General features: G+C 63.9%; 24 protein-coding genes, 1 pseudogene and 1 riboswitch. Of the genes and pseudogenes, 10 read left to right on the plus strand and 15 right to left on the minus strand.

Translation table 11 applies throughout. From position 1 onward, the window contains the following. Position 1 precedes the first annotated feature (1 nt). The 3 genes and pseudogenes from EFR00_RS17785 to EFR00_RS17795 form a co-directional block, all read right to left on the minus strand. Positions 2 to 918 (minus strand): annotated as a pseudogene (locus EFR00_RS17785) (ABC transporter permease subunit). 3 nt (positions 919 to 921) lie between these two features. Continuing rightward, positions 922 to 1,812: a carbohydrate ABC transporter permease gene (locus tag EFR00_RS17790; protein WP_077992861.1), complete on the minus strand. Its 891-nt coding sequence runs from the start codon at positions 1,810 to 1,812 to the stop codon at positions 922 to 924. A gap of 72 nt (positions 1,813 to 1,884) precedes the next feature. Beyond that, positions 1,885 to 3,192, minus strand: coding sequence for an extracellular solute-binding protein (locus EFR00_RS17795; protein ID WP_077992863.1), 1,308 nt, complete (start codon positions 3,190 to 3,192; stop codon positions 1,885 to 1,887). A gap of 206 nt (positions 3,193 to 3,398) precedes the next feature. Here EFR00_RS17795 and EFR00_RS17800 point away from each other — a divergent pair, with 206 nt between their 5' ends. The 4 genes from EFR00_RS17800 (at position 3,399) to EFR00_RS17815 (ending at position 8,065) form a co-directional block, all read left to right on the plus strand. Next, positions 3,399 to 4,550: an ROK family transcriptional regulator gene (locus EFR00_RS17800; protein WP_077992864.1), complete on the plus strand. Its 1,152-nt coding sequence runs from the start codon at positions 3,399 to 3,401 to the stop codon at positions 4,548 to 4,550. Between the two features lie 263 nt (positions 4,551 to 4,813). Then, the gene (locus EFR00_RS17805; RefSeq protein WP_009993805.1) at positions 4,814 to 5,527 is read left to right on the plus strand and encodes a DNA helicase; all 714 of its coding nucleotides are present in this window, start codon (positions 4,814 to 4,816) and stop codon (positions 5,525 to 5,527) included. Between the two features lie 364 nt (positions 5,528 to 5,891). After that, entirely contained in the window at positions 5,892 to 6,914 is a 1,023-nt protein-coding gene (locus tag EFR00_RS17810; protein WP_077992866.1) for an LLM class flavin-dependent oxidoreductase, read from the plus strand. Between the two features lie 245 nt (positions 6,915 to 7,159). Further along, entirely contained in the window at positions 7,160 to 8,065 is a 906-nt protein-coding gene (locus tag EFR00_RS17815) for a LysR family transcriptional regulator (RefSeq protein ID WP_077992868.1), read from the plus strand. Here the strand turns inward: EFR00_RS17815 and EFR00_RS17820 are convergent. Continuing rightward, positions 8,028 to 9,299 (minus strand): MFS transporter, encoded by a 1,272-nt coding sequence (locus tag EFR00_RS17820; RefSeq protein ID WP_077992871.1) that lies wholly within the window; start codon positions 9,297 to 9,299, stop codon positions 8,028 to 8,030. The two genes, EFR00_RS17815 and EFR00_RS17820, sit on opposite strands and share 38 nt — an antisense overlap. Then, complete coding sequence (locus EFR00_RS17825) at positions 9,296 to 9,937, minus strand: ArsR/SmtB family transcription factor (protein ID WP_077992873.1); 642 nt, start codon at positions 9,935 to 9,937, stop codon at positions 9,296 to 9,298. The genes EFR00_RS17820 and EFR00_RS17825 overlap by 4 nt, the downstream gene beginning before the upstream one ends. 159 nt (positions 9,938 to 10,096) lie before the next feature. Here EFR00_RS17825 and EFR00_RS17830 point away from each other — a divergent pair, with 159 nt between their 5' ends. Further along, positions 10,097 to 10,780 carry a class I SAM-dependent methyltransferase gene (locus EFR00_RS17830; protein WP_077992875.1) on the plus strand — a complete coding sequence of 228 codons (684 nt, stop codon included), beginning with the start codon at positions 10,097 to 10,099 and terminating at the stop codon, positions 10,778 to 10,780. Here the strand turns inward: EFR00_RS17830 and EFR00_RS17835 are convergent. From EFR00_RS17835 to EFR00_RS17855, 5 genes are all read right to left on the minus strand, one after another. Next, complete coding sequence (locus tag EFR00_RS17835; RefSeq protein ID WP_077992877.1) at positions 10,777 to 11,577, minus strand: ABC transporter ATP-binding protein; 801 nt, start codon at positions 11,575 to 11,577, stop codon at positions 10,777 to 10,779. The genes EFR00_RS17830 and EFR00_RS17835 overlap by 4 nt on opposite strands. A gap of 7 nt (positions 11,578 to 11,584) precedes the next feature. Next, entirely contained in the window at positions 11,585 to 12,622 is a 1,038-nt protein-coding gene (locus EFR00_RS17840) for a FecCD family ABC transporter permease (RefSeq protein WP_077992879.1), read from the minus strand. Next, positions 12,619 to 13,623, minus strand: a complete 1,005-nt coding sequence (locus tag EFR00_RS17845) for a FecCD family ABC transporter permease (protein WP_077992882.1) — start codon at positions 13,621 to 13,623, stop codon at positions 12,619 to 12,621. The genes EFR00_RS17840 and EFR00_RS17845 overlap by 4 nt, the downstream gene beginning before the upstream one ends. A 19-nt stretch (positions 13,624 to 13,642) precedes the next feature. Then, positions 13,643 to 14,611, minus strand: a complete 969-nt coding sequence (locus tag EFR00_RS17850; protein ID WP_038689793.1) for an ABC transporter substrate-binding protein — start codon at positions 14,609 to 14,611, stop codon at positions 13,643 to 13,645. Positions 14,612 to 14,761: 150 nt separating this feature from the next. Next, positions 14,762 to 15,856, minus strand: coding sequence for an adenylate/guanylate cyclase domain-containing protein (locus EFR00_RS17855; RefSeq protein WP_077992884.1), 1,095 nt, complete (start codon positions 15,854 to 15,856; stop codon positions 14,762 to 14,764). A gap of 186 nt (positions 15,857 to 16,042) precedes the next feature. Here EFR00_RS17855 and EFR00_RS17860 point away from each other — a divergent pair, with 186 nt between their 5' ends. After that, positions 16,043 to 16,267 (plus strand): hypothetical protein, encoded by a 225-nt coding sequence (locus EFR00_RS17860; protein WP_077992886.1) that lies wholly within the window; start codon positions 16,043 to 16,045, stop codon positions 16,265 to 16,267. An 83-nt stretch (positions 16,268 to 16,350) separates the two neighbouring features. Here EFR00_RS17860 and EFR00_RS17865 read toward each other — a convergent pair whose 3' ends face one another. Together EFR00_RS17865 and EFR00_RS17870 are read right to left on the minus strand one after the other, a co-directional pair. Next, positions 16,351 to 16,686, minus strand: a complete 336-nt coding sequence (locus EFR00_RS17865; protein WP_038692634.1) for a GCG_CRPN prefix-to-repeats domain-containing protein — start codon at positions 16,684 to 16,686, stop codon at positions 16,351 to 16,353. 184 nt (positions 16,687 to 16,870) lie between these two features. After that, positions 16,871 to 17,317 (minus strand): SRPBCC family protein, encoded by a 447-nt coding sequence (locus EFR00_RS17870; protein ID WP_009996549.1) that lies wholly within the window; start codon positions 17,315 to 17,317, stop codon positions 16,871 to 16,873. Between the two features lie 512 nt (positions 17,318 to 17,829). After that, positions 17,830 to 17,973: riboswitch (FMN riboswitch) on the plus strand. 80 nt (positions 17,974 to 18,053) lie between these two features. Between EFR00_RS17870 and EFR00_RS17875 the strand changes: the two genes are divergently transcribed. Both EFR00_RS17875 and EFR00_RS17880 read left to right on the plus strand, forming a co-directional pair. After that, positions 18,054 to 18,488: a 6,7-dimethyl-8-ribityllumazine synthase gene (locus EFR00_RS17875; RefSeq protein ID WP_009996551.1), complete on the plus strand. Its 435-nt coding sequence runs from the start codon at positions 18,054 to 18,056 to the stop codon at positions 18,486 to 18,488. A gap of 143 nt (positions 18,489 to 18,631) precedes the next feature. Continuing rightward, on the plus strand, positions 18,632 to 19,321 hold the full coding sequence (locus EFR00_RS17880) for a VOC family protein (RefSeq protein WP_077992890.1): 690 nt from the start codon (positions 18,632 to 18,634) through the stop codon (positions 19,319 to 19,321). 231 nt (positions 19,322 to 19,552) lie between these two features. Here the strand turns inward: EFR00_RS17880 and EFR00_RS17885 are convergent, their stop codons facing one another. After that, positions 19,553 to 20,329 carry a DUF1194 domain-containing protein gene (locus tag EFR00_RS17885; RefSeq protein WP_009996554.1) on the minus strand — a complete coding sequence of 259 codons (777 nt, stop codon included), beginning with the start codon at positions 20,327 to 20,329 and terminating at the stop codon, positions 19,553 to 19,555. A 106-nt stretch (positions 20,330 to 20,435) separates the two neighbouring features. Further along, on the minus strand, positions 20,436 to 21,338 hold the full coding sequence (locus EFR00_RS17890) for a LysR family transcriptional regulator (RefSeq protein WP_038689805.1): 903 nt from the start codon (positions 21,336 to 21,338) through the stop codon (positions 20,436 to 20,438). Between the two features lie 188 nt (positions 21,339 to 21,526). On the opposite strand from EFR00_RS17890, the gene EFR00_RS17895 reads away from it, so the two are divergent. Both EFR00_RS17895 and EFR00_RS17900 read left to right on the plus strand, forming a co-directional pair. Next, on the plus strand, positions 21,527 to 22,252 hold the full coding sequence (locus EFR00_RS17895) for an SDR family NAD(P)-dependent oxidoreductase (RefSeq protein WP_038692636.1): 726 nt from the start codon (positions 21,527 to 21,529) through the stop codon (positions 22,250 to 22,252). Continuing rightward, positions 22,246 to 22,734: a RidA family protein gene (locus tag EFR00_RS17900; RefSeq protein ID WP_009995796.1), complete on the plus strand. Its 489-nt coding sequence runs from the start codon at positions 22,246 to 22,248 to the stop codon at positions 22,732 to 22,734. Before EFR00_RS17895 ends, EFR00_RS17900 begins: the two co-directional genes overlap by 7 nt. A 54-nt stretch (positions 22,735 to 22,788) precedes the next feature. Here EFR00_RS17900 and EFR00_RS17905 read toward each other — a convergent pair whose 3' ends face one another. After that, positions 22,789 to 23,328, minus strand: coding sequence for a Pycsar system effector family protein (locus EFR00_RS17905; RefSeq protein WP_009995794.1), 540 nt, complete (start codon positions 23,326 to 23,328; stop codon positions 22,789 to 22,791). Between the last annotated feature and the right edge of the window lie 49 nt (positions 23,329 to 23,377).

The following is a 23,377-nucleotide window of genomic DNA, read 5'->3' on the forward strand; positions in this document are numbered from 1 at the left end:
GCTATTTCTCCGTGAGAACGAGGCCCTGGACGAGATAGCGCTGCAGAAGCGCGATCATCGCCAGCGGGATGATTGAGACGACGATGGTGGCGGCCATGATCATCGGAAAATCCGGCACCGTCCCATCGGCATCGGGAACGAGCCGCGCCAGTCCGACGACGGCTGTCTGCATGTCCGATGTCGAGGCGGCGACGAGCGGCCAGAGATATTGCGTCCAGCCGCTGAGGAAGGTCAGCACGAAGAGTGCGGCGAAGCTGGTGCGCGACAGCGGCAGCAGGATGTCGAACAGGAAACGGATCGGCCCCGTCCCATCCATGCGCGCCGCCTTGAACAGATCCATCGGCAGGGTGAGGAAGAACTGGCGGAACAGGAAGGTGCCGGTGCCGTGGGCGACAAGCGGCGCGACGAGACCGAGATGCGTGTCGAGCAGGTTCCATTCGAGCTTCACGGGCGCACCGAAATAATTGGCGATCAGCCCGTTCAGTCCTGTCATGTCGAGCAAGGCATTTACCGGCGAAAACACGTTCGACGCCACCTGATAGGTGGTGATGACGCGGATCTCGATCGGCAGCATGATGGTCGCGAGGATCAGCGCAAACACCACGCCCGCCCAGCGGACACGGAAATAGACGATGGCATAGGCCGACAGGAACGACAGCACGCAGGTGGCGATCGCATCGCCGAGGGCGACCGCCAGGCTGTTGAGCATCTGGATCGGGATGTGCGTTTCGGAAAAAACCCGCGCCATGTTGGAGAACAGCTGGTCGCCCGGGATCCACGCCAGCCCGTTGCGCAACATATATTGATGGATTGCGAGGCCGTGACGAGCGTCAGGTAGAGCGGCCCGAGAATATAGAGGATGCCGACGACGAGGATGAGGCTGGCGGCGATGTTGAGGGAACGCGCGTTTTCGATCATGGGTCACCGCTCGTAGTTGATGCGCCGGCCGAGGAAGAGGAACTGGGCGGCGGTGAGGAGAACGACGAAGACCATCAGGATCGCCGTCTGCGTCGAGGCGCCGGACAGGTCGTAGCCGGAAAAGCCGTCGGTATAGATCTTGTAGACGAGCAGCGTCGTCGAGCCGCCCGGCCCGCCCTTGGTGATCGTGTCGATCAGGGCGAAGGCCGAGGTAACACTTTCGGTGAATTCCAGCACCAGCGTCAGGAAGAGCTGCGGCGCGATCAGCGGCAGCTGCACGTCGAGGATGCGCCGCCACGGCCCTGCCCCATCCATGGCGGCCGCCTGGTGCATGGTGCGCGGGATCGATTGCAGCCCGGCGAGCAGGATGACGAAATTGAACGGAATGCCGCCCCAGACATGGGCTGCTATCAGCGTGATGAAGGCGTCCGTGCCATCGATGCCAGGCGCCCAGATGCCGGGAACGATGGAATTGAGCGGCGCAAGCACGCCGACGAACGGATTGAAAAGGAAGGCGAAGACGACGCCGATCGAGGCGCCCGCCACGCCCTTCGGCCAGACGAGAACGTTGCGGGCCGGCAGCGAGAGGCGGATCTTGCGATCGGCCGCGACTGCCAGGATCAGCGGGATCAGCACCGCCAGCGAGGAGCCGGTGATCATGAAGACGATGGTGCGCCAGCCGGCCTCCCAGAATTCCGGATCGGAGAGCACACGGACGAAATTCTCTGATCCGACGAACATCGAGCCGCCGCCGAAGGGGCGTTCGAGAAAGAACGACCAGTAGAAGGCCTGGAAGATCGGCGCATAGAAGAACAAGACGATCAGCAGCATGAACGGCGCCACCAGAAAAAGCGGCAGCCAGCGATGGCTGAAAAGCGAAGATTCCGACGTCATGGGAGGAGGCCCTGCATGGAAAGAACCGTGCGGGGCGCGCGGCTCCGCGCGTCCGTACGGGGGAGTGTCCGGTCAGTGCAGCTTTGCGCCCTTGTAGGTCTGCCCGAAGCGGCGCAGCAGTTCGTCGCCGCGCTTCTTGGCGCTGTCGAGTGCTGCCTGCATGGTCTTCTCCCCAGCAAAGGCCTTCTGGGTCTCCTCCATGAAGATCTGTCGGAACTGGACATAGAAACCGAGGCGGATGCCGCGCGTATCCGGCGTGCGCGGCTCGTTCATCGAACCGATGCCGAGGGCCGCGGTGGCATATTTCGGCGAACTGGCCTCGCCGCTCTTTTCGATCGCCTCCATCACATCATTGGTGACGGGCACGTAGCCGGTGGCCGCGGTAAAGGCCATCTGCTGCTCGGGACGGCGCAGGAAATCGAGAAAAGCCTTGGCGCCTTCGATTTCAGCCTTGTCATGACCCTTCATGATATAGATCGAGGCGCCGCCGACGAAGGTGTTGTGACGCTCGTGGCCCTGATACATCGGCGCCAGGGAGACGGTCAGTTCAAACTTGCCTTCGAAGGCCTTGGCGGAGGCCGTATAGGAGCCCGAGGAATTTTCCATCATGGCGCATTCGCCGGCATTGAAGGCGGCGGTGAAATTGCCGGCCTTGGTATCGCTTCCGAGCTTCACCAGGCCTTCCTTGCGCCAGTCCACCAGGTTCTGCAGATGCTTGGCGGCGAAGGTGGTGTTGAAGACATATTCGGCGTCGAGGCCATCATAGCCGTTGTGCTTCGAGGCGATCGGCAGGCCGTGGCGGGCCGAGAACTGTTCGAGCACACGCCATGTGTCGCCATCGGTGGTGAAGGGGCAGGCATGGCCCGCGGCCTTCAGCTTGCGGGCGGCCTCGATGATCCCCTCCCACGTCTCAGGCGTCTTGGTGATGCCGGCTTTCTCCAGCTCGGTTCTGTTGGTGTAGAAGAGCAGCGTCGAGGCATTGTAGGGCTGGGCAAACAGCTTGCCGCCGGAGGTTTCGTAATAGGCGCGGGCGCCGGTTATGTAATTGTCCCATTTGACGTCGGGCAGTTCGTCCTGGACCGGCACGACGGCGTCCGACAGCATCAGGTCGAGCGTACCGGCGTCGAAGAACTGGATGAGGACGGGATGGTTCTTGGCGCGGAAGGCGGCAATCGCCTTCTGCATCGACACCTCGTAGCTGCCCTGCCCGACGCAGGTGATGTGATGCTCGGACTGCGCTGCATTGAAAGCAGCGCACTGATCCTGAATCGCCGTTTCGACGACACCGGTATTGCCGTACCAGAATTCGATATTGGCGGCCTGCGCAGAACATGCGCCCGCCGTCAGCGCGGCCGCAGCCGCCAGAATGGAAATCTTCATCTTGCCCTCGCCTGTTTGATCGGCCGGCTCACTGCCCGCCTTCGGTGATGGCGTATTACTACACACAGTGTGTAACAATTTGGTGACGGATCCTGGCTTGCGGCGACAACAGGCTGTTGCTATAGGCTGAAAGCACGAAATCACCGCTGGAGACGGGCCTGATTACTACACGCATATGGTAATTATCGACAACCGAGGTGTTGGATATGACCTATTTCCCGGAGCCGCTGATCGCCCCGCACTTCCTGCGCGAAGGCGGCGGCTGCGTCTCGCCGAACGAGCGCGACATTCTCAAGCTGATCTGGCGCCATCCGAGCCTCTCGCGCTCCGAAGTCACCGGCCACACCGACCTCACCCAGCAATCGGTCTACCGGATCATCGACCAGCTGGAGGAGCGCGGCATCGTCGCCTTCGGTTCGCCCAAGCCCGGCGCCGGTCGCGGCCAGCCGAGCCCGACGCTGCGGCTCGACGGCCGCTACGCCTATTCCTGCGGCATCTCCGTCAACACCGACGTGATCGGCATCTGCCTGATGGATATTTCAGGCAAGGTGCTGGCCGAAAGCAGCGTCACCTTGCGCGAACGCTCGATGGCCCAGTCGCTCGATCTCGTGCGCGGGCAGCTGATCCAGCACCAGCGGGAAAACGGCCTCTCCGAAGAGAGCTTCTTCGGCATCGGCTTCGGCATTGCCGGCTTCCACGTCAGCGGCACCCGCTACAACGCGCCGCTGCCGCTGCACGAGTGGTCACTGATCGAGCTCGGGCCGCTGCTGTCGGAATTCTTCGGCAAACCGGTCTGGGTGCACAACGGCGCCAAGGCGGGAACGGTCGCCGAATCCATGTTCGGCGCCGGCCGCTACATCAGGCATTTCGCCTACCTCAGCTTCAACTACGGCTTCGGCGGCGGCCTCGTCAGCAACAACGAGTTGCTGCACAACGGCGTCGGCAATGCCGGCGAATTCTCAGGCATATACGATGCCGAGGAAAACAAGCGCCGGCCGGCCTTGCAGTATCTGATCGAACGGCTCAACGACAACGGCCTCGATATCCCCTCCATCACTTATATGCGCAAGCATTTCGATCCGAAATGGCCAGGCGTCATGGATTGGGTGGACGACGTCACGCCCGCCTACAGTCGCCTCATCAACGCCATCTGGGCAATCTTCGACCCGCAGGGCATCGTCTTCGGCGGCCAGATTCCGCCGGCGCTGGCGCAGATGTTGATCGACCGCACCGAGATCTTCGACCGCCCCCGCTACGGTGTTCCACGCCCCCGGCCGAAGCTGATCATCTCCGAGATCTCAAGCGATGCCTCGGCCATGGGGGCGGCGATCGCCCCCTTCAAATCCGCCTACTATTGATCTCGGCAGCTTATCGACGCGAGCAGGAACCGACTCCCGTAATTCCCTGCGCTCCCGCTTGCGGGGTTATACATTTTTTGCTCCGAGGCGGCGCAGGCAATTTTCGGCCGAATGGACCTGCGCTATGATCTGATTCCGGCGCAGCCCACGCCCCCCCATCGGGAAAGCAGACGTCATGCGGGGCTACCTGACACCGAACCGACTGTTCGAGCACCTGGCATAAGGAGGGATTGCGAAAGCCGCTCGCAATAGGAGGTTTATGCATGAAGACGACTCAGCCCATTTATCACCTTAAGCGTAAGGCCAAGGCGCTGTCGCGCGCCGAGGATATACCGCTGCATCAGGCGCTCGACCGCATAGCCAAGGACGAGGGTTATAGCCGCTGGAGCCTGCTCGCAGCAAAGGCATTGGAGACCTTGCCCGCCAGCGAGCTGTTTGCACACTTGCGGCCCGGCGACCTCCTGCTCGTCGGCGCCCGGCCCGGCCACGGCAAGACCCTGATGGGGCTTAAACTCGCGGTCGAGGCGATGAAATCAGGCCATCCCGGCGTGTTCTTCTCGCTGGAGTACACACGAGAGAATGTGGATGATGGCTTTCGCGCTATTGGTATCGACCGGGCCCAGTTCGATCACCTGTTTGAATTCGACGGCTCCGACGCTATCAGCGCCGACTACATGACCGCGAGACTGGCCTCCGCCCCGCGTGGCACTCTTGTGGTCGTCGATTACCTCCAGCTGCTCGACCAGAAGCGGGAAAACCCGGAACTCTCGGCCCAGGTCGGCACTCTGAAGGTCTTCGCGCGCCGACACGGCATGATCATGGTCTTCATCGCTCAGATCGACCGATCCTTCGAGGTGGCGCGAAAGCCCCTGCCCGACATAGGCGACATTAGGCTGCCAAACCCGCTTGACCTGCAGCTGTTTGACAAGGCGTGTTTTCTGAACAACGGAAAGATGGTCTTCGGCGCGGCGGTTTAGGGCACTGCGCTGCCCCGGTCGCAGGTCTCACGCCTGACCCGCGACCGGTTTTTGCGAGCGGACCAATTTGCGCATCTGGCGTGAGCGCCAGAGACGGACCTTGCTCCGCTGCACCCGTTTAACTTAGGGCAGGCATGAGCGGACACGATAACCCTTTCGAGTATTGTGGTCGATGTCGGCCAGCCGTAGCGCTTCCGCCGGGCGACGCCCCGACGATGAACCGGAGCGACCGAGGGAAAGGCTCGGAAACGGGCAGACGACAGCACCGATGCGCCGAGACTATCCGGTTCCGATTGTCTTCCCGCCTAAAACTGTGCCATGACCTGTCAACCCTAGACCCAACAGATCAAGGTGCGGCATCGACATGAAGAAGATCGGTTTCCTCTCGTTCGGGCACTGGACGCCCTCGCCGCAATCGCAGACGCGCTCGGCCGAAGATGCGCTGCTGCAGTCGATCGACCTTGCGGTTGCGGCCGAGGAGCTCGGCGCCGACGGGGCGTATTTTCGCGTGCACCACTTCGCCCGGCAGCTGGCTTCGCCCTTCCCGCTGCTGGCCGCCGTCGGTGCCAAGACCAACCGGATCGAGATCGGCACCGCCGTCATCGACATGCGCTACGAGAACCCGCTCTATATGGCCGAGGATGCCGGCGCCGCCGACCTCATCGCCGGCGGCCGGCTGCAGCTCGGCATCAGCCGCGGCTCGCCCGAGCAGGTGATCGATGGCTGGCGCCATTTCGGCTATGCGCCGCCGGAAGGCCAGGACGAGACCGAGATGGCGCGGCGCCACGCGGAAGTCTTTCTTGAAGTGCTGCGCGGTGAAGGTTTTGCCAAGCCGAACCCGCGGCCGATGTTTCCGAACCCGCCCGGTCTTTTGCGTCTCGAGCCGCATTCAGAGGGCCTTCGCGAGCGGATCTGGTGGGGCGCAAGCTCAAACGCCACCGCCGTCTGGGCCGCCAAGCTCGGCATGAACCTGCAGAGCTCGACGCTGAAGGACGATGAAACGGGAGAGCCCTTCCATGTTCAGCAAGCCGATCAGATCCGCGCCTATCGCGAGGCCTGGAAGGCAGCCGGCCATACGCGCCAGCCGCGCGTCTCCGTCAGCCGCAGCATCTTCGCGCTGGTGGATGAGCGCGACCGCGCCTATTTCGGCTATGGCGGTGACGAAGGCGACAAGATTGGCTTCATCGACGAGAAGACCCGGGCAATCTTCGGCCGCAGCTACGCGGCCGAACCAGACGTCCTGATCAAGCAGCTCGCCGAAGACGAGGCGATCGCCGAGGCCGACACGCTGCTGCTCACCGTGCCCAACCAGCTCGGCGTCGAATATAATGCCCATGTCATCGAAGCGATCCTGACCCACGTCGCACCGGCGCTCGGCTGGCGGTGAGGTTACGGTTGCTGTGATAGTGGCTTGGTGGACATGAGCAGCGAAGATGAGAGGGTGTGCAACCCGGCACACCCTCTCCTCGTCGCCTATGCACGACGATCCGGCCCGCAACGCACATCTCCCATCCGCCCCATAAACCAAGCCTCGGGACCTTACTGCCGCTATAGGCGTTGATGGTGCAAACCTTGAATCGGCCGCAGGACTGACCGAATTAAGGCCTTAGCCCGAACCGGTCGAGTTGCCTCATGCCGCGCACGAACCTGAACGACATCCTGATCTTCATGGCCGTCGTCGATGCCGGGAGCTTCGTCGGCGGGGGGCAGACGATGGGGCTGTCGCGCTCGGCGGCGGGAAAGGCCGTTATTCGTCTGGAAGACCGGCTCGGCGCGCGCCTGCTCAATCGCACGACGAGAAGCCTGAGCCTGACCGAGGAAGGACGGCTGTTCTACGAGCGCGGGCTGCAGATCCTCGCCTCGGTCGACGAGGCCGAAGCGAGTGTCTCGGGCAAGAGCGGCGCGCCGCGCGGCGTGCTCCGCCTCACCGCTCCCGATGCCTTCGGCCGCCTCGTCGTGCTGCCGCTGCTCGAAAAATATCTCCGGGCCTGGCCGGACCTGCAGGCGGAAGTGAGCTTCACCGACCGCCTTGCCGACATCGTCGAGGAAGGCTTCGACCTGGCGATCCGGATCGGCGCGATCCCCTCGGCGTCAGACAGCCGGCTGGCTTCACGCGTGATCGCCAGCGAAACGGCGCGGCTCTGCGCCTCTCCCGCCTATCTCGCCGAGCACAGCGAACCGCATGATCTCGACGATCTCGCCGTCCATGACTGCCTGTTCTTTGCGAGCCGCAATCAAAGGCAGGGCTGGCGCTTTCGCGGCGAAGGCGGCGCCTGGGTCAAGGCGCAGGGCCGCAGCCGCCTGAGGCTCGACAGCGGCGAGGCGATCCGCGACGCGGCTCTCGCCGGCCTCGGCATCGCCCTCCTCCCCGACTTCCTCATCGCCGACGACCTCACCGCCGGCCGCCTCCGCCACATCCTGCCCCAACTCGAAACCGACGACGCCAGGATCGTGGCGCTCTATCCCGACAAGCGCCTGCTCGAACCCCGCGTGCGCGGCTTCATCGACCTGATGGTTGAGGAGCTCGGCCGCGGCTAGGAACTCCTTCAGGCAAGGTCCTGTCAAAGCCGCGAAAACTCTTCAGCGCCAGCGGCGCAAGCGTTGTCGCGAAATAGCCAACCCCCATCAGGAACAGTGCGGCGGCAAGGCCGAGCGTGCTGATCAGCGCACCGCCGGCGAGGCCGCCGAAGGGGATGAGGGCGAAGCAGAGGGCGGTGTTCAATGCGGTGACGCGGCCGGTCAGCGGCTTGGGGATGCGCTCGAAGATGACCGCCGACAGGATCGGGTTGAGGAAGCCCGACGCGAAGCCTGCGATGGCGAGCGTCGCAAAGACGAGGCCGATGGGCGCATCCAGCGCCGGAACGAGGAAGCGCGGAAAGCCGGTTAGGAGGAAGGCCACCGTATAGACCGTCAGGCGCGGCATGCGCTCGCCGATCGCCGCGGCAATCGCAGCACCTGCGATCGAGGCGCCGGCGAAGGCGGCAAACATCGCCCCGAGCAGTTCCGGACCATGGCCGGCATCCCGTGTCCAGACCGGCAGCAGCACGGCATGATAGGCCTGGTCGAAGAGATTAGTGACCGCCACCATGGCGACAATGCTGACGAGCACGGCATCGCCCCGCAGAAATCGCCAGCCCTCGCGGAGATCGTCGAAATAGGAGGCCGGTTCGGCCGGTGGAGTTTCAAGCGCGGGCGCGCGGCGCGTTCCGGGTATGCCCACAGCAACGATTAGTGCTGCGGCGGCGAAGGTGGCGGCATTAACGAGCAGCGCCTGGCCCGGGCCGATCAGCCCGATCAAAGCGCCGGCGCCGGCCGCGCCCGCCGTCGAGGCCAGCCGCTCGATGGCGCTTGCGACGCCGGTCACCCTTTCGAGCGGCACGCCGGCGAGCGTGGCGATATCGGGAACCATTGCCTGCTTGGCCGCATCGGAGGGTCCGCGCAGCACGCCCATGGCAAAGACGAGCGGTAGCAGCACCGGCATGGCGAGCAGGCCGAAGATATCCAGAAGCGGCACCAGAGCGACCACGAGCACCGAAGCGGTGTCTGAGATGATGGCGATGCGCTTGGCGCCGGCGCGGTCGATCAGCGGTCCGCCGAGCGCCTTGGCGACGACATAGGGCAGCATTTCTATCATCGCCGTCAGCCCCGTCAGCACGGGGCTGCCCGTCGTGCTCAGCACCAGCCAGGGAATGGCGATGGTCGAAAGCCGCGTGCCGGAGAGCGAGAATGTCTCGGCAGCCGCGAGCGCCAGGAACGGCCGGCCCGGTCTCACGGCTCGCCCTCGCCTTCACGATGCGGCAAGCGGCCGGGGTAGGGAAAGGCGTGCAGCATGACATAGAAGGGAACCATGCCGGCTTCCTGCGACGCCGCCTCCCCCAGCCGTGGGGCCGCCTGCATCGCTTCCAGGATGACATCCCTCAGCCGTTTCGTCAGAGCCTCGGCCTGTGCCGCCGTCATCGGGATGATGATGTCGTCGGCAGCCGTCGCCTTGCGCCATTCGGGCGGCAGCTCGGCATATTCCTCCAGCGCCTGTTGCATCTGGCCGACTTGCAGCGAGAGTGCGGCCTGATTGAAGGCGATGTCGAGATCGAGCGCCTCCCCTTCGGATTCGCTCGCCGGCACCGAGGTCAGCTCGTGGCTGGCGCGCCACCAGCGGTCGCGCCGCGAGGCATGCGGCGCCTCCTCGATGAAGCCGTATTGGGCGAGCTGGCGCAGATGATAGCTCGTCGCGCCGCTGTTCAGGCCGAGCCGCGCGGCAAGCTGCGTCGCCGTGGCGGGACCATCGATCCGGAGCATGCCGAGCATGCGCAGCCGCACAGGATGCGCCAGCGCCTTCAGCGCGGTGGGCTCGGGCACGACCCGGCTGACGGTGCGGGCATCTGCGGCAGGTTTAGGGTGCGGATGTTTCATCCCCAAAGCATACAATCGCAAACATATCTTTGCAAAGTTTTCTTTGCAAAATACCTGACGGCTGTGGAAGGCGCTCGAAAACCGCCTTCCGATCTAGCCAAGCATGACAACGCATCCTAAGACCATCACCGTGATCGGCATGATGCGAGGCGCAAGAGGATGGCTGAGGAAGCGCAGAAAAACATCGGCACGTGGTATATCGATCCAGATGCCGAAGACAGGATGGCCGATGGACATGCGCCCATCTGGCGCCACCTGATCGACCTCATCCTCGAGCGGGACCTGACCGACAAGAGCGTGCTCGATTTCGGCTGCAATCAGGGCGGCCTGCTGCGCCATCTCTATGCGATCCGCCCCTTCCGCAAGGCGCTCGGCATCGACATCGCCGAAACCTCAATCGCCAAGGCCGAGACGCTGAAGGGCAATCTGCCGATCCAGCATCAGGTCGGCGGCAGGCTCGACGGCTGGAGCGAAGAATTCGATCTGGCCCTTAGCCATGAGGTCATCTATCTCGTTTCCGATATCGACGCACACGCCGCCGACATCTGGCGGGCGCTGAAGTCCGGCGGCGTCTATTATGCGGTGACAGGATGCCATACGGATAACCCGCTCTGGCCCAAATGGCGCGAACTCGTCGCCAACCGCACCAACACCGTCGTCCAGGACCGGTCGATCACGGATTATGGCCGCGCCTTCGAAAGGGCGGGCTTCGACGTCTCCGCCCGCAAGCTCGAATATGACGGCTTCATTCCCTTCGTCGCCGACGGCTGGACGCCTGATTTCGCCGACGCGCTGAATTATTACACTCAGACGAAGATCGTCTTCAGGCTGGTAAAGCGCTAGGTCGTGTCGGCTCGCTGAAGTTTCATCAGCTCGACATCGAAATGCGGCGGACTGTCGGGCGCGACCTGGACGAAGCGGCCCCTGACGCGGAAGATTTCCTGGATCAGCCCGCGTTCGGCAAGCTCGCGTGGGGCGCCGTCGAATCTGAGCTCGCCTTTTTCAAGCAGCGAGATGCGGTCGCTGACGGCGACGGCCTGGTTGATGTCGTGGATCGCCATGACGACGGTCACGCCCTTTTCCCGGCTCAGCCGATGCACGAGGTCGAGCACCTCGACCTGGTAGCCGATATCGAGGAAGGAGGTCGGCTCGTCGAGCAGCAGGATCTCCGCCTCCTGGGCGAGAGCGGCCGATATCCAGGCCCTTTGCCGCTCGCCGCCGGACAATTCCCGGAGGCTGCGGTCGGCGAGCCCGGACAGGCCGGTGCTTTCAAGCGCCCATTCGATCGCGTCTTCGTCACGGCTGTCATAGGATCGGAACAGGCCGACATGCGGATAGCGGCCCTGGCGCACCAGCTGGGCGACGGTCATTTCATCGGGCGCGGTCGGCTGCTGCGGCAGGAAGGCGAGCCTCTTCGCCAACATGCGGCGCGACATGGAGGCGACGGCAACGCCGCCGAGCGACGCTCGGCCCCCGGCCGGCCGGATCAGCCCGGCCAGCGCATGCAGCGCCGTGCTCTTGCCCGAGCCGTTCGGGCCGATCAGCGCGCGGATCTCGCCTTTCTCAAGCGAAAGACTGAAGCCGTTAAGGGCCTTTCGCTGGCCGTACATTACCGAGAGGTCGGAACAGGACAATGGCATTTCGGCCTCACATGGTTTTGCGCAGCAGCGCGAGCAGGAACGGAACGCCGAAGACGGCCGTGACCACGCCGATCGGGATTTCCTCGGCTTGGCCCAGCAGCCGGCCGATGAGATCGCCGAGCGTGACGATGACGGCGCCGAGCACGATCGTCAGAACAAGCGACAACATGAAATTCCGGCCCGCCAGGAAACGGGCGAGATGCGGCACGACGAGACCGATGAAAACAACAGGGCCGACCGCGCCGACCGCACTCGCCGCAAGCGCAGAAGATACGATCAGCACGATTGAGAACTGTCTCTTATAGCCGAGCCCGAAAGAGCGGGCGACGGATGCATCGAACTGCAGCAGCGTCAAGGGGCGGTAGATGACCGGCAGCATGGCGAGCCCGGCGATGGTGAAGGGCAGCAGGAAGAGTGCATGATCCCAGCTGCGGGCGTAAAGGCTGCCCGACAGCCATTCGAGAATGATCTCGATGCGGGCCGATCCCCAACCGGCGATGAGGCCGATCGCCACCGCATGCAGAACCGCCCCGACCGCCACGCCGCAGAGCGTGATGCGCAGCGCGCTGAGGCCGAGGCGGAAGGCCAGGAGATAGATGACGCCGCCGGCCAGCAGACCGCCGGCAAGCCCGGCCGCCGGCAGCCAGGCGACCGGCAGTTCGGCCAGCGTGTTCGAGCCGGGCTCGAAGATATAGACGGTGAAAAGCAGGAAGATCGTCACCGACAGCGTCGCACCCTGCGAAACGCCCATCAGCGACGGATCGGCCAGCGGATTGCGGGTGATGGTCTGCAGCAGATATCCTGCCAGCGAAAAATGGATGCCAGCCAAAATGCCGGTGGCGATGCGCGGCAGCCGGATATCGAGAATGATCAGCCGTGCTTCAGCCGAGCCGCCGCCGGTCAAGACGGCCGCGACATCGGCCATCGGAATATCGGCAACGCCGAGGAAGATCGCCGCCGCCAGCGACAGGACCGTCAGGATGGCCAGTGCGGCGGACATGCCGAGGCCTGGCGAAGCAGCCGTCGTCGATGCCGGGGCGCTCATCGTGCTTCACCTGCTAGGCTCAGCCGCCCGCGCTGGACGAGATAGATGAAGACAGGCCCGCCAAGCAGCGCGGTCACGATGCCGACCGGCAGTTCGCGCGGGATGGCGATGCTGCGCGCCAAAACGTCGGCGACGGTGACGATCAGCGCGCCGAGGGCAGCGCTGAGCCCGATCTCCCACCCCGTGCCGCGCGGCTTGAGCAGCCGGGCGATGTGAGGAGCGGCCAGCCCCACGAAGGCGACCGGTCCCGCGACCGGCGCGACGCCCGCAACCGGAAGGACGGCGAGAATGAGGATGAGCGGCTTCCACAGCCCTAGCTGCAAGCCCATGCCGGCCGCGGCATGATCGCTCAGCATGAACATGGCGATGACGCGCCGCAGCAGCAGCGCGCCGGCGACGCCGGCGATCGTCCAGGGCAGCATGTAGAGGAGATGGGACCAGGTGCGCCCCTGGAAGCCGCCGGCAAGCCAGAAGAGCAGCGATGCCGATTGCGGCCCGGTCAAAAGCAGCACGTAGGTGGTGATCGCACCCAGGAAGAGCGAGACGCTGACACCGCCGAGCGCCAGCTGCAGCGGCCGCCCCTGCCCGCCATGCGACACCCAGAACGTCACTGAAGCTGCCGCAAGCCCGCCGGCAAGGCCGATGAAGGGATAATAGGCGGGCGAAAGCCAAGGCAGGAAGACGAAACAGCAGACGATCGGCGCGACCGCCCCGGATGTGACACCGGTGATGCCGGGATCGGCCAGCGGATTGCGGGTCAGCGTCTGCAGCACATAGCCGGAAACGGCAAGACCCGCGCCGCCGGCAGCCGCGGTCAGGCTGCGCGGCAGCCGCAGCGTCCAGACGAGGATGGATTCGATCTTGCCATCGGGCGCCAACAGCACGCGGATGGCGGTCTCAGCCGACAGCGTCTTGGCGCCGATCAGCAAGCCAAACATCGCCGCCAGGATGGCGGCGATGACGATGAGCCCGATGGCCAGGAATGATTGCCGGGGGCTCATCGCCGGTCTTGTCCCTGGCTTAGTTCTGCAGTTCGGCCGGGATCAGCTTGGCGGCTTCCGCCTTGACGTCGACGGCCGGGAACGTGTCGGGATAGAGGTAGTGCGCGGCCTCGCGCAGCACGATTTCGCGGGCGATCGGACCGTTGGTCTCGACCCACTGGTCGCCGACATAGAAGACCCGGTTGTTCTTGACCGCCGACAGCTGCGACCAGATCGGATTGCTCTCATGCGGACGATCCGGGCCGGAATCGTAGACGAAGATCACTTCCGGGTCCTTCTCCAGCATGGTCTCCAGGCTGAGATCGATGCCGAACTCGCCGCCCGGGGTCTTCGGGCCGGGAACATTGTCGCCGCCGATCGCAGCGACGATAGAGGCCGAGGTGTTTTCCGTGTGGAAGGCGAAAGGTGTCGCGCCGCCCCACATGATCAGGAAGCGCGGATGCTTGTCCTTCGGCGCTTTGGCGGCGAACTCCGCCAGATGCTTGCGGAAATCGGCGTTCAGCTGCTCGCCGCGCTCGGGCTTGCCGAGCAGCTTGGAAAGTGCTGCGGTCTCGCTGTAGCTCTCTTCGAGCAGTTCCATATTATAGGCAACGTAAGGCGCGATGTTCTGCAGCTGCGCTGCATTGCCGACCGTATAGCGGCGGATCGCAATGATCAGATCCGGCTTGGCTTCGGAAAGAAGCTCGAGATTGGGCTTGGCGCGCTGGCCGATCTGCTTCATCCCTGAGGTCAGGCCGAGCAGGAAAGCGGGCTCGCGGCCAGCCGTCATATAGGTGCTGGCGACCGGCTTGATGCCGAGCGCGAGCGCAACGTCATCGGCGAAATAAGAAATCGAGGCAATACGTTTCGGCTGCGCCGGGACTTCGACAGTCACGCCGCGATCATCGACGATCGAGACTTTCTTGCCGTCTTCGGCCTGAGCGCCACCGGCCATCAGCATTGCTGACAGTCCCAGGACGGAGAAAAATTTGCGTGCGTATTGATCCATGTTTGAACCCCCTCATTCGATGTGCGGACAGGCTTTAGCCAAAAAAGATGAGCTTCACAATCATGATTCTTGTCTGCGCTTCGCGAACGATAAAAGTCGCGGTCGGAAGCCCCGCGTCTGCGGCGCCTTCTGGCAGCACCGCCCTCGGGCTCAATCCTCCGGCAGGGTGAAGACCGCACAAGGATCGGCGATCCCGCGCAAGGCGTGCTCTCCGAGGGGCACGAGCGGCGCCGACGTATTCGCCGCCACCGCGCCCGAGATCAGCACGCTGCGGCCGAGCGGCTTGCAGAGCCCTTCGAGCCGGCTGACAAGATTGACGGCGGGGCCGATGGCGGTGAAATCCAGCCGGTCCGCCGCGCCGATATTACCCCACAGGATTTCGCCGAAATGCAGCGCGGCCCCGAAGGGCAGCGGCGCTAGGCCCTGCGCCCGGCGTACCTGGTCGAGATGGGCCATGCCGGCGCGGCTGGCGGCGATCGCCCTCAGCGCCGCCTCGCAGGCGTCACGGTCTCCCTGGGCCTTGCCTGGCGCAGCCGCGACCGGGAAGATCGCCAGCACGCCGTCGCCGATGAATTTCAGCACCTCGCCGCCGAAGGCGTGTACGGCGCCGGCGACGCGGTCGAACCAGGCATCGAGCGTCGCGATCATCGCGTGCGGCTCCGTCACCTCCGAGAGTGCGGTGAAGTCGCGCAGGTCGGCGCAGAGAAGCGCCGCGCGAATGGTCTCCCCGGTGCCCCGGGCAAGCGCCCCGGCCTGCACCCGCGCGGCACTGCGCCGGCCGAGATAGGCTTCGAGCAGAGCAGCCCGCGCCTCCCGCGCCGCGAGTGCCGCAAGCGGCGCAGCGGCAAAGCGCGCCACCTCGCGCAGACGATCCGCCCCGGCCGGGTCAAAGGCGTCCCTCCCGGCCCCATTGGCGATACCCGCCCAGCCGAGCACCGGGCTCTCCGGCGAGGCTCCGATCCCTTCCTCCCATACCGGCCCGAGCCCGGCCAGCCACTCGCGCCCGGCCTCGACCGGCGGGGCCGCCGCGAAGGCCAGCGCCTCGATAACGGCCCCGCTCTCCGCCCGCCAGAGCCAAGTGCGCCGCGCGATGATCGGATGCGGCACTGAAAGTGTCAGCGCGCCGCCGGCAAGCGGCAGACCGTCGCAAAGCAGCCGGCGCCCGAGTTCGGCGAGGAACCGTTCGGGACCGGGCGAGGCAGCGGCCTCGTCAACCAGCCAGGCAAGGGAGGAAGGCAGATCCATGACTTAGGATGACATCGCCGGCAGACCTCCGCAAGCCGACGCTTCCGCGCCCGCTCTCCCCTCGGGCTTCAGGCAACAACAACACTGTCAAACATCACACCGGTGGAAAACAGAAAAATAACACTTTAAACTTGCGCGGCTCTGATTCCATTGTAATGTCGGGTCATCCGCGATTGAGGGGTTGCGATGGGCACGACATTCTGGCCGAAAGATCCGCTGGACGGAAACGACATGACGTTGTTGACGTCGATCCTGCGGCGCTGGTGCGCGCGCTATGGAATCGACTTTACGGCGGACGAAAGCCGGCTGAAGGCGAAGGAACTCGTCGAATGGTTTGAGTTCGGCGTCAAGGATCCAGCCGAACTCGAAGAGCTGATCGACGGCAAGTACTGGCTCGTCAGCCGGATCTAATCTGAGCGCAATGACAGTTTCCAAAAGAAAAGGCCGGGCGAAACATCGCGCCGGCCTCGTCCGTCAGCCTCATGCCGAGGTTTTTAGTAGTCGTCCCGCCAGCGACGTTCGCGATCCCAGCGGCGTTCATGGCGCCAGCGCGGGCCATCCCAGTCGCGGTGGCGGCGCTCCCAACCCCAGCGGGGTGGACCACCATAGAAGGCCACCGGCGGCGGGCGTCGCCAGTTGCGGCGGCATTCGCCCCAGCGGGTCAGGTGCCAGCCGCGGCCGCAGGCGTAGTCCACCTTCGTGACATCGCCCTTTGTGACATCGCTTGTGACCTTGCTCTCGACATTGATTGTCCCCATCGGCATCGCCTGCGCAGAGCCGATCGAAAGGCTGCCAGCGAGCAAGGCAGCCGCGATAGATAGTGCCTTCATCGAAAACTCCATTTCATCCAGCCGTACCCACCTTAGGGCCGCCAAATTGAACTGGAGATGAACCGGGCATTCATGTTTGCAGGTGAAAAAACCTTGTTTTTTGACGGCCGGTCGGAGCGCCGGCCGGGCGTTTTTCCCGCAGCGGCAAGCGCTTGAGAAGCGCCCCACGCCCACGAAAAATCGTTCATGTCCTGCCGTAAAAAGGATCCGGCCCCGGATCGCCCCCGGCGGCGACCGCGGTGAGCCGCCCGAGATAATGCTCCCAGCCCTCGGCATGGCCGGCGCACTGCTCCTCGCTCGGCAGGCCGCTATGGGTGAGTCGCAGTAACGTCCCATCCGGCTGCTCGATCAGGTCGATCTCGACCAGGCTGGAGCCCGGCGGCACGACCTCGCTGCCATCCCATCCGAAGCTATAGGCAAGCCGATGCACCGGCACGACCTCGCGAAACGAGCCTCGCGCAAAGCGGGCGCCGGTGACGTTGACGAGATAAAGCCCGCCCGGCTCCGGCTCGATCTCGGCCTCCGTTCCCATCCATCGCAAAATCTTCTCCGGATCCGTCATCAGCGCAAACACCGCAGCCGGCGGCGCCGCTATATGCGCCTCACGGCGCACGACAAAAGACTCTGGCATGCCTCCCTCCCATGATGGTCACGGCCCGCCCCGCCTCATGCGGGACGGCGCGTCATGCTGCTTCGGCGTGAATGTGCTCGTGGGAGCATGTAGGCGCGAGGAGCATCAAAGAGCGAGGCGTCGCCGACGGTTGTTGAATGCAGCAGCAGAAGCCCTTGCTGCACCACCTCTCGGCCCTCATTCCTGTGCCTGTCACAGGAATCCAGCCACGGCGCGTCCGCGCCGTGAATGACTCCATTGGCAGGAAGAGAGTCTCTCGCGCCAAGGACTTGGGCGCGCTGGATCCCTGTGACGAGCACAGGGATGAGGGAGCTTGGAGAGGCGTCACCGCTCAAACCTCCCCTCTCTCGGCGCCTCTCGGCGCGGCATTCTCCAACGCTCTCATATTGAGATGCGCAGCCCGAGGGACGGAGCCTGCCCCTGCGGGGCGTCTCAGCATGCGCCCCTGAGATTGCGGCCTACCACCAAACCAATTCCCTATTGCCAGCCCCTCGCCTTGCCCCTATTGTCCGCGCCGTTCTCAGGGCGGGGTGAAAGTCCCTACCGGCGGTATGCAGTTTCGATTGCGAGCCCGCGAGCGCCTTCTTAACGAAGGGTCAGCAGATCAGGTGAGATGCCTGAGCCGACGGTCATAGTCCGGATGAAAGAGAACGCGCGTTCCTGCTGCCCTCGCCGGCAGCCGGTCAACGTTCGTGATCGCCTTGGGTGACGTGTCTGTACGCCAAAGGAGATTACCATGACACCCACCCGTTATGCCTTCGTCAAAGCCGGCTGGCACGCCGATATCGTCGACCGTGCGCTCGAAGGTTTCCAGCAGCTCATTCCGGCTGAGCAGATCGACGTGTTCGATGTTCCCGGCGCATTCGAAATGCCGTTGCTGTCGCGCGATCTTGCGGCGACCGGGCGCTATGCCGCCGTCATCGCCGCCGCCTTCGTCGTCGATGGCGGGATCTATCGTCACGAATTCGTCGCCCAGGCCGTCGTCGATGGGCTGATGCGCGCCGGCATGGACACCGGCGTGCCGGTGCTGTCTGTTTCGCTGACGCCGCATCAGTATCAGGAAACCGAGCATCACACGCAGATCTACCGCGCGCACTTCGTCGAGAAGGGCCGCGAGGCGGCCCGCGCTGCCCTGATGATCGGCAAGACGCGCGCCGCTCTTGCGGCGTAGGAGACTGCGCTGACGGCGGGGCTGGCCCGCCGTCTTCTCCTTGCCGACAGAAGAATTGATTCGACGCCCTGCCCGCGCTGTGGTCCACTCGCGCACGACATGTATCGCCATTCTTAATGCGTCCAAACGTCGAGGAGCTGAAGATGAGCAATGCAATGCGCAGTGAAACCCCCACAGAATCCATCAGAACACGGCCCGCCGACACCAAACTCGAAGTGGTGGTCATCCCCGTTTCCGACGTCGACCGCGCCAAACGCTTTTATGACGGCCTCGGCTGGCGGCTCGATGCCGATTTCGCCAATGATGCCGATTTCCGCGTGATCCAGTTCACCCCGCCCGGCTCCGGCTGCGCCATCATCTTCGGCAGGAACGTGACCGCCGCCGCGCCCGGCTCCGCTCAAGGCCTCTACCTCATCGTCTCCGACATCGAGGCCGCCCGCCGCGATCTCATCGCCCGCGGCGTCGAGGTGAGCGAGGTCTTCCACGACGCATCGGGCGTCTATGCCGGCAAGGACGAACCCTATCTCTTCGGGCGCCTGCGCATCGCCGGCCGCGATCCCGAGCACCGCAGCTACCGCTCCTTCGCCTCCTTCAAGGATCCTGACGGCAACGGCTGGCTGTTCCAGGAAGTCACCACCCGCCTGCCCGGCCGCATCGACGCCGACGAGACCGTCTTCTCCACCTCGAGCGACCTGGCCTCCGCGCTCCGCCGCGCTGCCGCCGCCCACGGCGAACACGAGAAACGCAACGGCGGCAAATACGACGAGAACTGGCCGGACTGGTACGCCAAATATATGGTCAGCGAACAAGCCGGCAGAGAGCTGCCGCTATAGGCAGTGAAGAGCCCCATCCCGAGGCGCGAGACGGGTGCTCCGAACAGCAATAAATGCAGGGAACACCGTTGCAGCGCGTCCTTCGGGCTTCCGGCCGTTAGGCTGCGCCTCGAAGGACGCGCTTCAGCATCGCTCTCGCGGGGCTCACCGCCTGGCTGCCTTCGCTGCCGCCACCATGCCGTCGAGCCAGTCCCGATAGCCATTGATCATCGGGTTGGGCCAGCAGCCCTCTCACCGGTCAAACATATCCCGCCACTGCTTCTCCCCGATCAAGCAGTCCGTTGCCGGCTCCGTGCCGGCGATCGGCTGCACCGTCGCCGGAAGAGACAGGCCGCTGATCTCCATCACCAGCTTGCGGCGCACGGCGACGGCGAAGTCCTCGATCTTGCGGACCGGCAGCACGAAGGCGCCGGGGCCGCCGATGACGCAGTCGGCATAATATTTGTCGAGCCCGTCAGGCGCATCGGAAGGCCGCAGCATGAGGGCGAGGCCGTTGATGACCATGCCTGATGCCACCGCCTTGTCGCGGACGGGCGTGACGGGATTGCCGGAATTGTTCGGGCCGTCGCCGGAGACATCGATCACCTCCCGCCTGCCCCGGAAGGGGCTGGCGATGATCATGCTGACGCCCTGGGCAATCGCGGTGGAGATCGAGGTGCGCCGCTGCGTGCCGATCGGCCGGGCGTCGAGTTTGTCGGCAAAGGCAATCGCATCCTGCTCCGTCTCGATCACCTGCCAGTCGATCACCGAACCCTGGACGACATAGCCCGCCCATTCGAAATAACTGATGGCGATGCGCCCGGTAAGCCCGCCCTTCACCGCGTCGATAAATTCCTTGTGTTTCAGCGCCGCGACATAACCGTCGCGCTGGATGCCGATCTCTTCGAAATCCATCGAGCGCGAGGTGTCGACGGCAAGCACCAGCGTCACGTCGACATCGTTTGCCGCAGCCTGCGCCGTCGGCACGACACCGGAAAGCCCCATGAGCACCGCAAGTGACGTCAGCATCGGCAGATCCCCGCGCCATTCCCAAAGCCGGGCGACTCTAGCACAGCTTCGCCTGGGAAGGACGCACCGCCACGCGCACGGCTTCAATTTTCGGTGATGGCACCCCTCAATGCAACGGCAGCCACAAAGGACTTTTCCATGCCTTCAGCGCGTCGAGGAAGACCTGCAGGCGCAGGGGCAGGAAGCGGCGCGTGGGATAGACGGCGTGCACGAAGATTTCCGGCGACGACCAGTCCGGCAGCAGGCGGATGAGCGCGCCTCTTCGGATCTGCTCGTCGCAATAGGTCGAAGGCAGGAGCCCAATGCCGTGGCCACGATAGGTGAAGGCGCTGACCGCATCGAAATCGCGGCTCGATGCCGGCCCCGACACGCGCACGTCGGCCGATTTGCGGCCGCTGACGAGATGCCATTCCGCTTCGCCGTTGCGCCCGTTCAGGAGCACGCACCGATGGTCCTTGAGATCTTCGGGCTTTGCGGGAAGCGCCTTCTCCTTCAGATAATCTGGGGCGGCGACCAGATAACGCACGCTCTTGCCGAGCCGCTGCGCGACGATGGTGGAATCCTTGAGTTCGCCGAAGCGGATGCCGAGATCGATATTCTCCGCGACCAGATCAAGGAACAGGTTAGTGACGAAAAGATCGACTTGGATCTCGGGATAGGCCTTCAGGAAATCGGAGATGAATTCGTAAAAGACCTCTTGGCCCAAGATGACCGGCACCGAGATCTTCAGCAGGCCTTCCGGCTTTCTCTGCGTTTCAGTCAGCGCCTGCTCGGCGTCGATGAGATGAGCAAGCGGCTCGCTGCATCTGTCGTAATAGGCCCGGCCCTGCGCGGTGAGGCTGAGCTTGCGGGTCGTGCGCTGGATCAGCATCACGCCGAGCTGCTCTTCGAGCGACGTCACCTTCCGACTGACGGTCGAGACAGGCATGCCGAGCGAATGGGCGGCGCGGCTGAAGCTGCCATATTGCGCCACCTTCACGAAGACGGCGATGTCGTTGAGATCGGCCATGCCGGCACTTTTGCACTGATGTAAAAGAGAATCCAGATATTTCCATCTAATCGAGCAATGACGTTTTCGCCATATTCACCTTGCGAAAACAAACCAACAACCCGATGGCGGCGCGATCGCAGCGGCCCCATCTCGAGCGACCCACCTAGCCAGGCCCGCGTTGCCCGAACCAGATTATGGAGTTCAACATGACCAAGCAAAGGACTGTCATCGTCACGGGCGCCTCCCAGGGCATCGGAGCGGGGCTCGTTAACGCCTTCGTCGAGCGCGGCTACAACGTTGTTGCCACCTCGCGTCAGGTCAGCGCTTCGGATGCCTTCCAGGCTTCCGACAGGCTGGCGCTGGTCGACGGCGACATCGGCGATCCCGAAACAGCGGCCCGCGTCGCCAAAACCTCAATCGACCGGTTCGGTTCGATCGACGCGCTCGTCAACAATGCCGGCATCTTCTTCACCAAGCCGTTCGTCGATTACACGATGACCGACTTCCGTAAGCTCTCGTCGACCAATCTCGAAGGTTTCCTGCACCTGACGCAGCGGGTCATCAGGCAGATGCTCGCCCAGAAGACGGGCGGCAGCGTCGTCAGCATCACCACGCCGCTGATCGATCATCCGATCGCCGGCATGCCCGCTTCCGTGGCAATGATGACCAAGGGCGGCATCGACGCGATTTCGAAGAACCTTGCGATGGAGTATGCAAGCGAGGGAATTCGCGTCAACACGGTCGCCCCCGGCGTCGTCGACACGCCCCTTCACAAGGACAATCCGAAGGAGTTCCTGAGGACGCTGTCGCCGATGACAGGCATTTCGAATGTCGCTGAAATCGTCGACGCGGTGGTCTTCCTCACTGAAGCTCCGCGCGTCACCGGGGAGGTGCTGCACGTCGATGGCGGCGCACATCTGGGCAAATGGTAAACCATGAGAAAGCGCAGGCAGCCGGCGCGGAACGGCGGCTGCAGGAACTCGGCATCACCCTTCCCCCGCCGCCGACACCCTTTGGCGCCTATGTCGAGGCGACGAGAACAGGCAATCTGGTCTTCTTCAGCGGCATGCTGCCGGTTGTCGGCCATGAGCCCCGCTATATCGGCCGTGTCGGCGGCGCGCTGACATCGGAAGACGGCCGCAAGGCAGCCGAGACGGCGACGCTGAGCGCGCTCTCCGCCGCCAGGGATTATCTCGGCTCGCTGGATAGCGTCGTGAGGGTCGTGAAGCTCGGCGTCTATATCGCCACCGAAGGCGATTTCCGCGACCACCCCAGGGTCGCCGACGGCGCGTCCGAATTGCTGTTTGCGGTCTTCGGCGAGGAAAAGCTCTCCGGCCGCGTCGTCCTCGGCGTCGCCAGCCTGCCCCTCGGCATGCCGGTCGAGATCGAGCTCGTTATCGAAGTCGAGGATTGAATGAGCGGGGCGCGCGCGTCTCAGCGCGCCCTGCATTCTTGCCTTCGCTTGCGCTCAGCCTGCCGCCAACAGCAGCACATAGGCAATGACGCTCACCATCAACCCGCGAAAGGCGAATGTGACGCAGCGATATTTGCTGCGGGCGATGCAGGAAAGAATTTCGGCGTTTTCGAGATATTGATCGAAAAGGTAGCGCGCATCGCGCCGCAGCGCCGCCTCGAAGAACAGGTCGCGGTGCTTGGGCCAGGCGCCCCAGAAGAGCGACGTCGAGGTGCCCAGACGTCGAGGCAGAACGACCAGGATCGCCGAGAGAATGGAGAAGACCGAGGCTGCGGCAAGCAAGCCGGAGAACAGAATGCTGCCCGGCGCACCGCTGACATAACGCGTCGGGCTGAAGACTGCCCTCACCTCACTGGAGCTCACCAGAAAGGCGAGCATAAAAGTAAAGATATAGGCGGCCTTCTGATCGGATATCTTGATCTGATCGTAGAATATGTCATTGATTTTCTTGATGTGGTCGAAATACTCGGAACCGACATCGCCGCTCGACGGCCTGCTCAGCATAACCTCCGTGGCACTTTCGAATTCGCTCACCTGAATACTCCATCCCCTAAAGTGTTTCCCTGATATTACACTTTGGAAC

Source organism: Rhizobium sophoriradicis (assembly GCF_003939025.1).
GTDB lineage: Bacteria > Pseudomonadota > Alphaproteobacteria > Rhizobiales > Rhizobiaceae > Rhizobium > Rhizobium sophoriradicis.